Origin of the sequence: Streptomyces sp. NBC_00536 (assembly GCF_036346295.1) — a bacterium.
Taxonomy (GTDB): Bacteria; Actinomycetota; Actinomycetes; order Streptomycetales; family Streptomycetaceae; genus Streptomyces.
The window spans coordinates 5,440,467-5,454,629 of the sequence record NZ_CP107819.1; the positions used below are offsets into that span (position 1 = coordinate 5,440,467).

Genomic DNA, 14,163 nt, shown 5'->3' on the forward strand with positions numbered 1-14,163 from the left:
CGGTCCCTACGCTCCCGCTCCCGACAACATCTCTGCCCACATCCGCGGGAAGTCCGGCAGCGTCTTCGCCGTCGTCGCCACGTTCTCGATCATCACGCCCGGCACCGCGAGGCCGATCACCGCGCCCGCGGTGGCCATCCGGTGGTCGTCGTAGGTGTGGAAGGTCCCGCCGCGCAGCGGGCGCGGGCGGATGTGCAGACCGTCGGCGGTCTCGGTGACCTCGCCGCCCAGCCCGTTGATCTCCGCCGTCAGGGCGGCCAGCCGGTCCGTCTCGTGCATCCGCAGGTGCTGCACCCCGCGCAGGACCGACTCGGAGTCGGCCAGCGCGGCCACCGCCGCGACACCCGGGGTCAGCTCGCCGACGTCACCGAGGTCCACGTCGATGCCGTGGATCTTGCCGGTGCCGGTGAACACCAGCCCCGCGTCGGTCAGCTCGCACGAGCCGCCCATCTCGGTGAAGATCGCGCGCAGCGCGTCACCGGGCTGGGTGGTGCGCCGGGGCCAGTCGGGGATGGTCACCGTGCCGCCGGTGATCAGCGCGGCCGCCATGAAGGGCTGCGCGTTCGACAGGTCCGGCTCGACGACCATGTCGCGGCCCAGCAGCGCGCCGGGCGTCACCCGCCACACGTTCTTCTCGCCGCCCGACTCGGGGGTGTCCACCTGGGCGCCTGCCGCGCGCAGCATCTCCACCGTCATCCGGATGTGCGGCATCGACGGCAGGTTGCCGCCCACGTGCCGGACCTCGACGCCCTGGTTGAACCGCGGCGCGGAGAGCAGCAGCGCGGAGACGAACTGCGAGGAGTTGCTGGCGTCGATCTCGACGGTGCCGCCCTCCAGGGCGCCCCCGCCGTGGACGGTCAGGGGCAGCGCGCCCCGGCCGTCGTCGTCGATCCGGGCCCCCAGGGTGCGCAGCGCGTTGATGACCTCGCCGAGCGGACGTTCGTAGGACCGCGGGTCGCCGTCGAAGCGGATGTCGCCCGCGGCCAGGGTGGCGACGGGCGGCAGGAAGCGCATGACCGTGCCCGCGTTGCCCACGTCCACCGTCGCGGGGCCGTGCAGGGCGGCGGGGATGATCCGCCAGGCCTCGCCGGTCTCGCTGTCACCGGCGGAGCTGGAGGAGACCGTTTCCTCGATGCCCACGCCCATCGCCCGCAGCGAGTCCGCCATCAGCTGGGAATCCCGCGACCGCAGCGGCCGGCGCACCCAGCCGGGCTCGGCCGAGAGGGCGGCCAGCACCAGGGCCCGGTTGGTGACCGATTTGGACCCGGGAACGGTGACGGTGGCCCGGACGGGCCCGTCGGCGGGCGGGGCGGGCCAGAGGGCGGACGGCGCGGGGGTGTCGGTCATGGCCCTCACTTTAGTTGGTCGGGCGCGACCCAGATCTTGATCAGGGGCAGGTCCGGGTACACGGGCGCGGGGCGGGCGCCCGTACGGACGATCCGCGCGCCGGGGCTCACAGGTCCAGCAGCCAGCGCCCGCCGCCGATCAGCGAGCACAGCGAGACGGCGTGGAAGAGGAACAGCCACATCACCGGGTGCACATGGGTGAGCCGCCCGAGCTGGTCCGCGTCGGAATCCGGCGCCCCGCCGCCGCGCCGCTTGTGCTGCAGCTCGAAGACCGGACGTACGCCGCCCAGCAGCAGGAACCACACCACTCCGTAGGCGAACGCCGCCTGCACCTCGGCCGGGGCCAGCCAGGACACCAGCAGGAACGCCCCGCCGGAGAGGAACACCGTCAGCACCCCGTACGCGTTGCGGATCATCACCAGCATCACCAGGAGCAGCGCGGTGGCCACCCACAGCAGCAGGGTGATCCGGTGCGCGGCCAGCAGCCAGGCCCCGCCGAGCCCCAGCAGGGACGGCGCGGTGTACCCGGCGGCGGCCGTCAGGATCATCCCGATCCCGCTCGGCCTGCCCCGGCTCACGGTGAGCCCGCTGGTGTCCGAGTGCAGCCGGATCCCGTCGAGCCTGCGCCCGGTGAGCACCGCGACCAGCCCGTGGCCGCCCTCGTGCGCGATGGTCACGGCATTGCGGGAGAGCAGCCAGAGCGGGCGGGGCACCACCGCCGCCAGCGCGACGACGGCCGTGACGATCACCAGCCAGAGCGCGGGCGCGGTCTGTATGCCGGAGAGCCGGTCCCACAGGCCGGCCGCCGAGTTGCTGCTGTCCATAACCTGGCTGGCTCCTTGCGGTGGCGATCGGGTGTCATGGCAGTCTGGCAGCCATGTGCGGACGGTTTGCAGCGAGTCGTGGGCCAGAGGATCTGGCGGGTGTGTTCGGCGTGGAGCGGTGGGAGCCCGCGGAGGCCCTGGCTCCGGACTGGAACGTCGCACCGACGAAAGAGGTCCTCGTCGTCCTCGACCGTCCACTGAAAGACGCGCCCGAGCGGCGTCCGGTTCGCCAGCTGCGCGTCCTGAAGTGGGGACTGGTCCCGTCCTGGGCCAAGAGCCCCGAGGGCGCCGCCCGGATGATCAACGCCCGGTCCGAGACCCTGCACGAGAAGCCCTCCTTCCGCCGCCCCTTCGCGCGGCAGCGCTGCATCGTCCCGGCCGACGGCTACTACGAGTGGGTCACCGCCCACGACGAGCGGGAGCTGGAGGTCGAGGGGAAGAAGAAGCGGGCCCGCAAACAGCCGTACTTCGTCCTCCCCTCCGACGGCTCGGTCTTCGCGATGGCCGGAATATACGAGTTCTGGCGCGACCGGACCCTGCCCGACGACCACCCGCTCGCCTGGTGGGCCACCTGCTCGGTGATCACCGCCGAGGCCGAGACCGGCCCGCTGGCGGGGGCGCCCGACGCCTCCGCAGGCGGCCCGCGTTCGCTCTCCGAGATCCACCCCCGGATGCCGCTGATGCTGACCCCGGACCGCTGGGACGCCTGGCTCGACCCGGCGCGCACCGACGAGGCCGAGCTGCGGGCCCTGCTGGAGCCGCCGCCGGGCGGGCTGATGCGGGCCTACCCGGTCTCCACCTCGGTCAGCAACGTCCGCAACAACGGCCCCGAACTGCTGACCGAGCTGGAGGCGCCCGAGGAAGCCACGCTGTTCTGACGCGGTGACCGGTGTGGTGACCGGTCTGCGGCCGGGCGTCCCGCAGGATGGGGGGCATGACCACGCGCACACCGCACGTCCAGAGCGTCGGGACCCCGGCGGGCGAGGCCCGGATCACCTGGCACCGCGCCGCGGACCCGCGGCTGGTGCTGGCCGTCAGCCACGGCGCGGGCGGCGGGATCGAAGCCCGGGACCTGGCCGCGCTGGCCGCCGCCCTGCCCCCGCGGGGGATCACCGTCGCCCTGGTGGAGCAGCCCTGGCGGGTGGCCGGGAAGAAGGTGGCGGCCGCGCCCAAGGTGCTGGACACGGGCTGGCGGGCGCTGTGGCCCGCGCTGGCGGAGCCGGGCCTGCCGGTGGTCGCGGGCGGGCGCAGCGCGGGGGCCCGGGTGGCCTGCCGGACCGCCGCCGAGCTGGGGGCGGCCGGGGTGCTGGCGCTGGCCTTCCCGCTGCATCCGCCGGGCCGGCCCGAGAAGACCCGGCTGGCGGAACTGGTGGAAGCCGGGAGTCCGACCCTGGTGGTACAGGGCGGCCGGGACCCCTTCGGGGGGCCCGCGGAGTTCCCGGTTCCGGGCGCGGGGGACACGTACCGCCTGGTGGAGGTGGCGTACGCGGACCACGGCTTCGCCGTGCCGAAGCGGGCGGAGACCACCCAGGAGGAGGCCCTCGAGGTGATCACGGACGCGGTGGCGGGCTGGCTCCTGGAATTGCCCCTTTGAGCCCTCAGTGAGCCCTCCGGTGATCCGTCCGGTGATCCGCTCGGAGGCCGCTCGGAGATCTTTCCGGGAGCTGTTTCAGGGAGGACCTGACATATTCCCGGAGCGTGTGACGCACCTCGCTTTCCGGCCTTTGCGGCGCCCCGGGGAAACTGCCCGGGCGGCGGGGAATGCCGTGCCCCGGCCCCGCTGTTGTGCGGGATGTCGGAACGTACGGGAACTCGCCGAGGAGAGGGAGCGCATGACCCAGGTCATCAGTCAGAACCGTCCGCAGGCCGCCAGTGGCCTGGAGTGGACGGTGCTGCCCGGGTCCAGGCACGGCGCCCTTCGGGCGGCGGATGGCCGGGAAGGTCGACTATTCTCCGATTCGAGCGGGTCCGCTTTCGGAGCCGCCACGCTGTCGGAGGAGGTGGGTCCTGTCGCTGGGACCGACGAAGGCCAGGCGGAGGAGACGACCCCGGAGCGCAATGCGCGCTTCGAGCGGGACGCCCTCGGCTACCTCGACCAGATGTACTCGGCCGCGCTGCGCATGACGCGCAATCCGGCCGACGCCGAGGACCTGGTCCAGGAGACGTACGCGAAGGCGTACGCGTCCTTCCACCAGTTCCGCGAGGGCACCAACCTCAAGGCGTGGCTCTACCGCATTCTGACGAACACCTTCATCAACTCTTACCGCAAGAAGCAGCGCGAACCCCAGCGCAGTGCGGCGGAGGAGATCGAGGACTGGCAGCTGGCGCGCGCCGAGTCGCACATGTCGACGGGTTTGCGTTCCGCAGAATCGCAGGCTCTCGATCACCTGCCCGATTCGGACGTGAAGGAAGCACTCCAGGCCATTCCGGAGGAGTTCCGCATTGCCGTCTATCTCGCCGACGTAGAGGGCTTTGCCTACAAGGAGATCGCGGACATCATGGGTACACCCATCGGTACGGTCATGTCGCGACTGCACCGCGGGCGCCGCCAACTCCGCGGAATGCTGGAGGACTACGCCCGTGAGCGCGGGCTGGTCCCCGCCGGCGCGGGAGAGTCGAACGACCGGAAAGGCTCGGGCTCATGAGCTGCGGAGATCCGCACGAGACGGAGTGCTCTGAGGTCCTGGACCACTTGTATGAGTTCCTGGACCGCGAGATGCCGGACAGCGACTGCACGAAGTTCGAGACGCACTTCGGCGAGTGCAATCCCTGCCTGGAGAAGTACGGCCTCGAACAGGCCGTGAAGAAGCTGGTCAAGCGCTGCTGCGGGTCGGACGACGTCCCGCAGGACCTGCGCTCCAAGGTGATGGGCCGGATCGAACTGATCCGCTCGGGACAGGCCGTACCCGATCACGACGTCACCGCGGGGCCGGCGAGCCCCGCCACCGGCTGATCATTTACGGGTTCGTCGCTTATTGAACGGCCGCCCCTGGAAAGAAACTTCGTTCACCCGAAGGTGCTAATCCAGGGGCGCCCGGACAGCCCAACGCGAAAAAGCAGCCCGCTGCGCGCGGGCCCCACCTATTCTCCCCTTCCGGTACTGGTTTGATTCCGTACCAGGCCAAGGCACCGGGGGAGGAGAGCGCCATGCGGGTACTTCCGCCGGGGGCGCGCGCCTACATCCTCTGTGCCGTCCTCGGTGCGCTGGCCTGTGTCCTGCCCGCGCTGCTGCGCCCCGGTACGCCCTGGGCCGCCGTCGCCACGCTCGGCGGGCTCTACCTCGCCTGTGAGCTGGTGAAGGTCTGCCCGCCCTTCGGCGAGCGGGTGCCCGAGGGCATCGGATCCTTCTTCCCGGTCGTCCTGGCCGCCGTCCTCCTCCTGCCGCCCTCCGCCGCCGCGCTGGTCGCGGTGCCGGGCGCGCTCGCCGGGACCGTGGTCCAGCGGCCCGCCCTGGTGCGCCGGGTGTGGCACGGGGCGCAGCAGGCGCTCGCGGCCTGGGCCGCGGGACACGCCCACGGGCTGCTGGGCGGGCCCGCCGCGCTCGGCGGACCGGGGGAGCCCGGCCGGGTGGCGGACTTCCCCTACGTCATGCTTCCGGCGGCCGTCGCGGCCGTCGTGTTCTGCCTGGTGCTCACCGCCCTCGACGGGGGCGTGCTGGCCACCGCCGAGCGGCGGCCCGCGGCGACCGCCTGGCGCGGGCTGCTCACCCGGTCGCTGGGCCCGCACTGCGTGCACGGCCTGGCCGGACTGATGATGGCCGTGATGTGGCGCAGCCCGTACGGCCTGCCCGCGGCGCTGCTGGTCCTGCTGCCGATGTACATCTCCTGCTGGGTCTTCGCCCAGTACCACCGCGAACGCGCGGCCCACCGGGCCACCATCCGCGCCCTCGTCCAGGCCGTCGACATCAAGGACCGCTACACGCGCGGCCACAGCGAACGCGTCGGCCAGGCCTCCGCGATGATCGCCCGCGAACTGGGCATGGCCGAGGACCGCCTGGAAGTGGTCCGGATCGCCGGGATCCTGCACGACGTCGGCAAACTCGGCGTGCCCACCCGGATCCTGCGCAAAGACGGCCCGCTGACCCCGGAGGAGCGCCGGATCATCGAACTCCACCCCGAGTACGGGCACGAGATGGTCCGCGGCATCGGCTTCCTGGGCGAGGCACGGGCCGCGATCCTGCACCACCACGAGCGGGTCGACGGCTCCGGCTACCCCTACGGCCTGACCGGTGAACAGATCCCGGTGCTGGCCCGGGTGGTGGCGGTGGCCGACGCCTTCGACGCGATGACCTCGACCCGCTCCTACAGCCGGGCCCGGCCGGTGCCGACCGCGCTGGGCGAGCTGGAGCGCTGCGCCGGGGCCCAGTTCGACCCGGACATGGTGGGCGCGCTGGTCCGCGCGATCGGCCGGCACGGGTGGTGTCCCGTGGTCACCTCGGACGACGACCTCCAGGTGATCCCGCAGGCCGCCCCCGCCTCGGCACCCGCGTCCGCGCCCGTACCCGCCCCCGATCCGACGCCGGAGCCGGCGGGACCGCCGGGGCCGCCGGGGCTCTCGGGGCTGCCCGCCCAGGGCGGCGGGGCCCGCGCGCACACGAACATCCACACGCATGCGCACACCGACGCGGAAGCGGACGCGGAGACGGGCGGAGCCGCATCCGCCGCCGGGGGGACCGGATGAGGGCCTGGGGAGCCTGGACCGTCCGCGCGGCCGCCGCCGCGCTGACCGTGGTGGCCCTCGGCCACACCCTGTGGAACGGCGTGACCGAACCCGGAGCCGCCCTCTCCTTCGGCATCCTCATCACCATCGGCGAACTCGCCCGGCGCGACTCCCGCGCCCCGGCCGGGTACCTCAGGGCCGGGCCCTTCCACGCCGGACCCTTCCACCCGGGGTCCTTCCACCCCGGGGACCGCCAGCCCGCGCCCCTGGGCTCCGCCGCCGCCCTCGCCTACGCCCTGCTCGGGCAGAACGCGGGCCGGCCCACCCACCACGGCGTGCTCCAGACCGTCGCCGTCGTCGTCGCGGCCGCCCTCGCCGGGATCGCCGTGCAGGTGGTGCGCGGCCACGGGCCCGCCGTCGACCACGCCGCCCGCCGGGTCCTCACCGTCAGCTTCGCCGCCGCCTGCTTCCAGCCCCTCTACAACTCCGGCCGACTGGCCCAGACGGTCGGCCTGGGCCCGTACCTGGTGCTCTTCCTGCTCTTCCTGCTGGGCCTCACCGCCCTGTGCGACGCGGTGCTCGCCGCCGCGCTCGCGGGCCTGCGGACCGGATGGCCGTACGGTCCGCTGCTCCGCGACGAGCTGCGCGCCCTGCTCGGCATCGGCTCGGCGGTCTGCGCCACCGGCGTGGTGATGGCCCTGGGGGTGGCGGTCGCCGGGCTGTGGGCGCTGCCCGTCCTGAGCGTGCCCCTGCTGCTCACCCAGATGTCCTTCCGCCGGATCGGCGCCATCCGCACCACCTACCGGCAGACGATCACCTCACTGGCCCGGGCCACCGAGATCGCCGGGTACACCCGGCCCGGGCACGCCCGCCGGGTCGCCGCCCTCAGCTGCGCCGTCGGCCGGGAGCTGGGTCTGTCCGAGCGGGAGCTGACCGTGCTGGAGTACGCCGCCCTGATGCACGACATCGGGCAGCTCTCCCTGGTCGACCCGGTCCCGGCCGGGGCCACCGCCCCGCTGCCGCCCGCCGAGGCCCGCCGGATCGCCGCGCTGGGCGGCGAGGTGGCCCGCCAGACGGGAGTGCCCGCCGAGGTCGCCGTCGTCGTCGAACGGCAGGCCGATCCCTACCGTGACCAGCCGGTACTGGCCCGCATCGTGCGCACCGCCAACGCCTACGACGACCTGGTGGGCGGGGCCCGTCACCCGGGCGGCTCACTGGCCGCCCTGGAGCAGCTGCGCCTCGGCACGGGCCACGACCACCATCCCGAGGTCGTCGAGTGCCTCGCGTACGTTTTGCGGCGGAACAGTTCGAGGCGGGATGGTGCCCGCCTGGAGCGGCCGAAACGGGAAGCGCGGGGCCGCGGTGAACGTGCCAGAGTTGTACCTGGCCGACCTGGGTAACCCATGGGTAATGAGCGGCCGTATCCGTGGGCATGGTTGGATGCGAAGTGAGAGTGTCCGCAAGGCTGCACTGTTGCATCGTTGGACCGGCAGGCGGGAATCGTGAGGATCTTCGGGAAGGTACGGCATCGGCCCTCCGCCTCGTGGCGGCAGGCCACCGACCGCGCGTTCACGCTGATCGGCGACGGTCGGTACGAGGACGCGGGCGCGCTGCTCACCAGGGCGGCGGACCTGGAGCCCTGGCTGTCCGAGTCCTGGTTCAACCTGGCCCTGCTGCACAAGTTCCGGCACGACTGGGAGCAGGCGCGGGCCGCCGGGCTGCGCGCCGTGGCCCTGCTGGACCGCGAGTCGGGCGCTCCCGACTGGTGGAACGTGGGCATCGCCGCCACCGCCCTGCAGGACTGGCCGCTGGCCCGCCGCGCCTGGCAGGCGTACGGGCTGAAGGTGCCCGGGGAGGCCACCGGATCCGGTGAGCCCGTCGGCATGGAGCTGGGCAGCGCGGCGGTCCGGCTGTCGCCCGAGGGCGAGGCCGAGGTGGTCTGGGGCCGCAGGCTGGACCCGGCCCGGATGGAAGTCCTCTCGATCCCGCTGCCCTCCTCGGGGCGGCGCTGGGGCGAGGTCGTCCTGCACGACGGGGTCCCGCACGGCGAGCGCGTCACCTCCGCCGGCCCCTCCTACCCGGTGTTCGACGAGATCGAGCTGTGGGCGCCCTCGCCGGTGCCGACCTGGGTGGTGCTGCTGGAGGCGGCCACCGAGGCCGACCGCGACGCCCTGGAGCAGCTGGCCTCGGACGCGGGCTTCGCCGCCGAGGACTGGTCCTCCTCGGTCCGGCTGCTGTGCCGGACCTGCTCGGAGAGCGAGATGCCGAGCGGGGAGGGCGACGGCGACCAGCTGGATCCGCACGATCACAGCGAGCCGGGGCACCCCGGGCCGCTCGGCCACCGGACGACCGGCTCCGGTTCCCTGTGGGTGCCCGAGCGCGAATGCGGGATCGCGGCCCCGCCCGGACTGGTGCGCGGACTGCTCGACGGATGGGTCGCCGACAGCCCGGACAGCCGCGAGTGGCGTGATCTCGAAGAAGTCTGCTGAACGAGGGCCGTAGGCTGTACCGGCACATCCGGCACACCGGTGACTTAGGGAAGGCGTACGGCGGACATGGCGCAGCAGGAGAACGAGGTCGTCGAGATCGTGAACGACGGATACGTCGTGGACACGGAGGACTGTGCGGAGCGTGAGCTGGCGCACCGCGAGCGCGGTACGGTCCGCCCGATCACGGTGGTCGGCAACCCGGTGCTGCACCGGGAGTGCAAGGACGTCACCGAGTTCGGCGACGAGCTGGCGCGGCTGATCGACGACATGTTCGCCAGCCAGAAGGCCGCCGAGGGCGTGGGCCTGGCCGCGAACCAGATCGGCGTGGACGCCAAGGTCTTCGTCTACGACTGCCCGGACGACGACGGCAACCGCCACACCGGTGTCGTGGTCAACCCCAAGCTCGTCGAGCTGCCCGCCGCCGCGCGGGTGCTGGACGACTCGAACGAGGGCTGCCTGTCGGTCCCGACCGCCTACGCCGCCCTCGCCCGCCCCGACTACGCCGAGGTCGAGGGCCAGGACGCGCAGGGCAACCCGGTCAAGGTGCGGGGCACCGGCTACTTCGCGCGCTGCCTCCAGCACGAGACGGACCACCTGTACGGGTACCTGTACATCGACCGGCTGTCCAAGCGCGACCGCAAGGACGCGCTGCGCCAGATGGAAGAGGGCACCCCGCGCTACGAGACGGTGCCGAACGCGTAGGACCGTACGCGCACCACGCACGCACGCCGAAGGCCCCGCTCCGGGAAGAGGAGCGGGGCCTTCGACGTATGCGCCGTATGCGCCGTGTGCGGCGGATCAGTGGCGCGTGTGGCTGATGATCGTCCAGCCGGTGTCCGTGGCGGAGGCGGTGGCCGCCGTACCGCCGAGCATCAGGGCGGCGATCGCGAAGGCCGTGAGCGTGCGGAGCGTACGAGACATGGGAAACCCCTGTGGGTCGGCTGCGAGGCCCGGGCCGGAGCGCGGTGCGGGCTGGACCGAGCCGGGTGGCCCCCACCGTACGTCAGCGCACATTGACGGATCCGGTCAGATCAAGCCAAAGGAACGACTGATTCCGGTCAGGTCGCGCGTCCTGCGGGACCCGACCGGACATCAAGCGTCGTGGACTAAAGGGCGTGGACTAGAAGTCCTCGTCCAGGTCGACCGTGCCCTCGACCGCGACCTGGTAGGCCGACGGGCGGCGCTCGAAGAAGTTCGTCAGCTCCTGGACGCCCTGCAGCTCCATGAAGGAGAACGGGTTCTGCGAGCCGTAGACCGGCGCGAAGCCGAGACGGACCAGGCGCTGGTCCGCGACGCACTCCAGGTACTCGCGCATCGACTCGGTGTTCATGCCCGGCAGACCGTCACCGCACAGGTCGCGGCCGAACTGCAGCTCGGCCTCGACGGCCTCCTTCAGCATGTCGACGACCTGCTGCTGGAGTTCGTCGTCGAACAGCTCGGGCTCTTCCTTGCGGACCGTGTCCACGACTTCGAAGGCGAAGTTCATGTGCATGGTTTCGTCCCGGAAGACCCAGTTCGTCCCGGTCGCCAGGCCGTGCAGCAGGCCGCGCGAGCGGAACCAGTAGACGTAGGCGAAGGCACCGTAGAAGAACAGGCCCTCGATGCACGCCGCGAAGCAGATCAGGTTCAGCAGGAAGCGGCGGCGGTCGGCCTGCGTCTCCAGCCGCTCCAGCTTCTCGACCTCATTGATCCACTTGAAGCAGAACTGCGCCTTCTCGCGGATCGAGGGGATCTCCTCGACCGCGTCGAAGGCGGCCGCGCGGTCGGCCGGGTCGGGGAGGTAGGTGTCGAGCAGCGTCAAGTAGAACTGGACGTGCACGGCCTCCTCGAACAGCTGGCGCGAGAGGTACAGGCGCGCCTCGGGCGAGTTGATGTGCTTGTACAGGGTCAGCACGAGGTTGTTCGAGACGATCGAGTCGCCCGTCGCGAAGAACGCGACGAGACGGCCGATCATGTGCTGCTCACCGGGCGTCAGCTTCGCCAGGTCGGCGACGTCCGAGTGGAGGTCGACCTCCTCGACGGTCCAGGTGTTCTTGATCGCGTCCCGGTAGCGCTCGTAGAAGTCCGGGTAGCGCATGGGACGCAGGGTCAGTTCGAAGCCCGGGTCGAGCAGGTTCTTCTTCTGGGTGGAGCTCATTACTGGCAGGCCTCGCAGGACTCGGGGTTCTCAAGGGAGCAGGCGAGCGCCTCGGCGTCGGCATCGGCCTGCGGGAGCGCCACCGGGGTGGCGGCCTGCGCGGCCCGGGCGATCTTCGTCGCCGGGCGCGAGCGCAGGTAGTACGTGGTCTTCAGACCCTGCTTCCAGGCGTACGCGTACATCGAGGACAGCTTCCCGATGGTCGGCGTCTCCAGGAACAGGTTCAGCGACTGCGACTGGTCGAGGTACGGCGTACGGGCCGCCGCCATGTCGATCAGACCGCGCTGCGGGATCTCCCACGCGGTGCGGTACAGCGCGCGCACGTCGGCGGGGATCCAGCCGAAGCCCTGGACCGAACCGCTGGACTCGCGCAGCGCCTCGCGGGTCTGCGCGTCCCAGACGCCGAGCTTCTTCAGCTCGGCCACCAGGTAGGCGTTCACCTGGAGGAACTCACCGCTGAGGGTCTCGCGCTTGAACAGGTTGGAGACCTGCGGCTCGATGCACTCGTACACGCCGGCGATCGAGGCGATCGTCGCGGTCGGGGCGATCGCGAGGAGCAGCGAGTTGCGCATGCCGGTCTCGGCGATCCGGGCGCGCAGCGCGTTCCAGCGCTCCGGCCAGTACTGCGTGGCGTCCGCGTAGTGGTCCGGGTGCAGCACGCCGCGCGCGGTACGGGTCTCCGACCAGGCCGGGACCGGCCCGTGGCGCTCGGCCAGGTCCGCGGAGGCCTCGTAGGCGGCCAGCATGATCCGCTCGGCGATCTTCGTCGAGAGGGCCTTGGCCTCGGGGGAGTCGAAGGGCAGGCGCAGCTGGAAGAAGACGTCCTGCAGGCCCATCGCGCCCAGACCCACCGGACGCCAGCGGGCGTTGGAGCGGCCCGCCTGCTCGGTCGGGTAGAAGTTGATGTCGACCACGCGGTCGAGGAAGGTCACGGCGGTGCGGACGGTCTCGTCCAGCCGCTCCCAGTCCATCTCACCGGTCTCGGCGAGCACGAACGCCCCGAGGTTCACCGAGCCCAGGTTGCAGACCGCGGTCTCGCCGTCGTTGGTGACTTCGAGGATCTCGGTGCACAGGTTCGAGGAGTGGACGACCCGGCCCGGCTCCGCGGTCTGGTTCGCCGTGCGGTTGGAGGCGTCCTTGAACGTCATCCAGCCCTGGCCGGTCTGCGCGAGGGTGCGCATCATCCGGCCGTACAGGTCGCGGGCGGGCATGGTCTTGCGGGCCAGGCCCGAGGCCTCGGCCTTGTGGTAGGCGGCGTCGAACTCGTCGCCCCACAGGTCGACCAGCTCGGGGACGTCGGCCGGGGAGAACAGCGACCACTCGGCGTCGGCGTTCACGCGGCGCATGAACTCGTCCGGCACCCAGTGGGCGAGGTTCAGGTTGTGCGTGCGGCGCTGGTCCTCACCGGTGTTGTCGCGGAGCTCCAGGAACTCCTCGATGTCCGCGTGCCAGGTCTCCAGGTAGACCGCGGCGGCGCCCTTGCGGCGGCCGCCCTGGTTCACGGCGGCGACGGAGGCGTCGAGGGTCTTCAGGAACGGCACGATGCCGTTGGAGTGCCCGTTGGTGCCGCGGATCAGCGAACCGCGGGCGCGGATGCGGGAGTACGACAGGCCGATGCCGCCCGCGTGCTTGGAGAGGCGCGCGACCTGGTGGTAGCGGTCGTAGATCGAGTCCAGCTCGTCGAGCGGGGAGTCCAGCAGGTAGCACGAGGACATCTGCGGGTGCCGGGTGCCGGAGTTGAAGAGCGTGGGGGAGGACGGCAGGTAGTCGAGGCGGCTCATCAGCCGGTAGAGCGAGGCCACTTCCTCGACGGCCTGGATGCTGCCAATCTTTTCGCCATTAAGACCAGTTTCGGCGAGGCCGCAGGCCACGCGCAGCATGAAGTGCTGCGGGGTCTCCACGACCTGGCGGGTGATCGGGTGGCGCAGCAGGTAACGGCTGTGCAGGGTGCGCAGACCGAAGAAGCCGAAGCGGTCGTCGGCGCCCTCGGTGGTGGCGTGGTCGACCAGCGCGTTCAGCCGGGTCGCGTGCGCGGCGACGAACTCGGCGGTGCGGTCGGCGATCAGGCCCTCGCGGTGACCGACGGCGACGGACGCCGAGAAGGAGGTGGCCCCCTGGCCCGCGGCCTCTTCGGCGATGGCCAGCGTCAGCAGACGGGCGGCCAGCCGGGAGTACGCCGGGTCCTCCGAGATCAGGCCCGCGGCCGCCTCGGTGGCCAGCCCGCGCAGTTCGGCCTCGTCGGCGACGGAGCTGCGGCCCCGCAGCGCGGCGGCGGCGACCCGGCCGGGGTCGGTGTCGGCCAGGTCGGCGGTGAGGTCGGTGAGGGTGCGCAGCAGCGCGGCGCCAGGACCCTCGGTGGCCTCGGGCTGGGCGGACTCGGCGCGCGGTGCGGCAGGCGCGATGGTCACGTGGGGGGCTCTCCCTCGCTCGGCCCGGAAGGCTCGGAGGCGGGGAGAGGAGGCTGCCGTGCGGGCATCTGGACGCACGGGCCCGGGCAGGGCAGTCGTACGTCACCGCATGGCGTCCACCGGCCCAACCGCGAGGCCCGGACGATTCGGCGTCCTGACCGGTTGGTCTGGGCGCACTGTCGGCAGGTCCTCGGACTTGCGGCAGCACCAATGGGTGATTGGGTGCAGTTCATACCGTTGCGGGACAGTTCCGGATTCGCACCGGATTCCCCTGCGGCGACAGCGAGCACGAGCATACAT

General features: G+C 71.9%; 13 protein-coding genes and 1 riboswitch. Of the genes, 8 read left to right on the plus strand and 5 right to left on the minus strand.

Annotated elements, in window-relative coordinates:
* Positions 1-6: 6 nt before the first annotated feature.
* Positions 7-1,347 carry a 3-phosphoshikimate 1-carboxyvinyltransferase gene (gene aroA, locus OHS33_RS24305; RefSeq protein WP_330332522.1) on the minus strand — a complete coding sequence of 447 codons (1,341 nt, stop codon included), beginning with the start codon at positions 1,345-1,347 and terminating at the stop codon, positions 7-9.
* 106 nt (positions 1,348-1,453) lie between these two features.
* Positions 1,454-2,170: a M50 family metallopeptidase gene (locus OHS33_RS24310; protein ID WP_330332523.1), complete on the minus strand. Its 717-nt coding sequence runs from the start codon at positions 2,168-2,170 to the stop codon at positions 1,454-1,456.
* A 53-nt stretch (positions 2,171-2,223) separates the two neighbouring features.
* On the opposite strand from OHS33_RS24310, the gene OHS33_RS24315 reads away from it, so the two are divergent.
* The 8 genes from OHS33_RS24315 (at position 2,224) to def (ending at position 10,020) form a co-directional block, all read left to right on the plus strand.
* Positions 2,224-3,048: an SOS response-associated peptidase gene (locus tag OHS33_RS24315; RefSeq protein ID WP_330332524.1), complete on the plus strand. Its 825-nt coding sequence runs from the start codon at positions 2,224-2,226 to the stop codon at positions 3,046-3,048.
* Between the two features lie 56 nt (positions 3,049-3,104).
* Positions 3,105-3,764, plus strand: a complete 660-nt coding sequence (locus tag OHS33_RS24320; RefSeq protein ID WP_330332525.1) for an alpha/beta hydrolase family protein — start codon at positions 3,105-3,107, stop codon at positions 3,762-3,764.
* A gap of 406 nt (positions 3,765-4,170) precedes the next feature.
* Positions 4,171-4,815: a sigma-70 family RNA polymerase sigma factor gene (locus tag OHS33_RS24325; protein ID WP_330335181.1), complete on the plus strand. Its 645-nt coding sequence runs from the start codon at positions 4,171-4,173 to the stop codon at positions 4,813-4,815.
* Positions 4,812-5,123, plus strand: coding sequence for a mycothiol system anti-sigma-R factor (rsrA, locus tag OHS33_RS24330; protein ID WP_330332526.1), 312 nt, complete (start codon positions 4,812-4,814; stop codon positions 5,121-5,123). Before OHS33_RS24325 ends, rsrA begins: the two co-directional genes overlap by 4 nt.
* A 194-nt stretch (positions 5,124-5,317) precedes the next feature.
* Positions 5,318-6,850, plus strand: a complete 1,533-nt coding sequence (locus OHS33_RS24335; protein WP_330332527.1) for an HD-GYP domain-containing protein — start codon at positions 5,318-5,320, stop codon at positions 6,848-6,850.
* Positions 6,847-8,229 carry an HD-GYP domain-containing protein gene (locus OHS33_RS24340; RefSeq protein WP_330332528.1) on the plus strand — a complete coding sequence of 461 codons (1,383 nt, stop codon included), beginning with the start codon at positions 6,847-6,849 and terminating at the stop codon, positions 8,227-8,229. The genes OHS33_RS24335 and OHS33_RS24340 overlap by 4 nt, the downstream gene beginning before the upstream one ends.
* A gap of 102 nt (positions 8,230-8,331) precedes the next feature.
* Positions 8,332-9,318: a tetratricopeptide repeat protein gene (locus OHS33_RS24345; protein WP_330332529.1), complete on the plus strand. Its 987-nt coding sequence runs from the start codon at positions 8,332-8,334 to the stop codon at positions 9,316-9,318.
* 66 nt (positions 9,319-9,384) lie between these two features.
* On the plus strand, positions 9,385-10,020 hold the full coding sequence (def, locus tag OHS33_RS24350; protein WP_330332530.1) for a peptide deformylase: 636 nt from the start codon (positions 9,385-9,387) through the stop codon (positions 10,018-10,020).
* A 96-nt stretch (positions 10,021-10,116) separates the two neighbouring features.
* Here the strand turns inward: def and OHS33_RS24355 are convergent, their stop codons facing one another.
* From OHS33_RS24355 to OHS33_RS24365, 3 genes are all read right to left on the minus strand, one after another.
* On the minus strand, positions 10,117-10,239 hold the full coding sequence (locus tag OHS33_RS24355; protein WP_330332531.1) for a hypothetical protein: 123 nt from the start codon (positions 10,237-10,239) through the stop codon (positions 10,117-10,119).
* Between the two features lie 199 nt (positions 10,240-10,438).
* Entirely contained in the window at positions 10,439-11,455 is a 1,017-nt protein-coding gene (locus OHS33_RS24360) for a ribonucleotide-diphosphate reductase subunit beta (RefSeq protein WP_330332532.1), read from the minus strand.
* The gene (locus tag OHS33_RS24365; protein ID WP_330332533.1) at positions 11,455-13,863 is read right to left on the minus strand and encodes a ribonucleoside-diphosphate reductase subunit alpha; all 2,409 of its coding nucleotides are present in this window, start codon (positions 13,861-13,863) and stop codon (positions 11,455-11,457) included. The genes OHS33_RS24360 and OHS33_RS24365 overlap by 1 nt, the downstream gene beginning before the upstream one ends.
* Before the next feature lie 164 nt (positions 13,864-14,027).
* Positions 14,028-14,159: riboswitch (cobalamin riboswitch) on the minus strand.
* Positions 14,160-14,163: the final 4 nt, after the last annotated feature.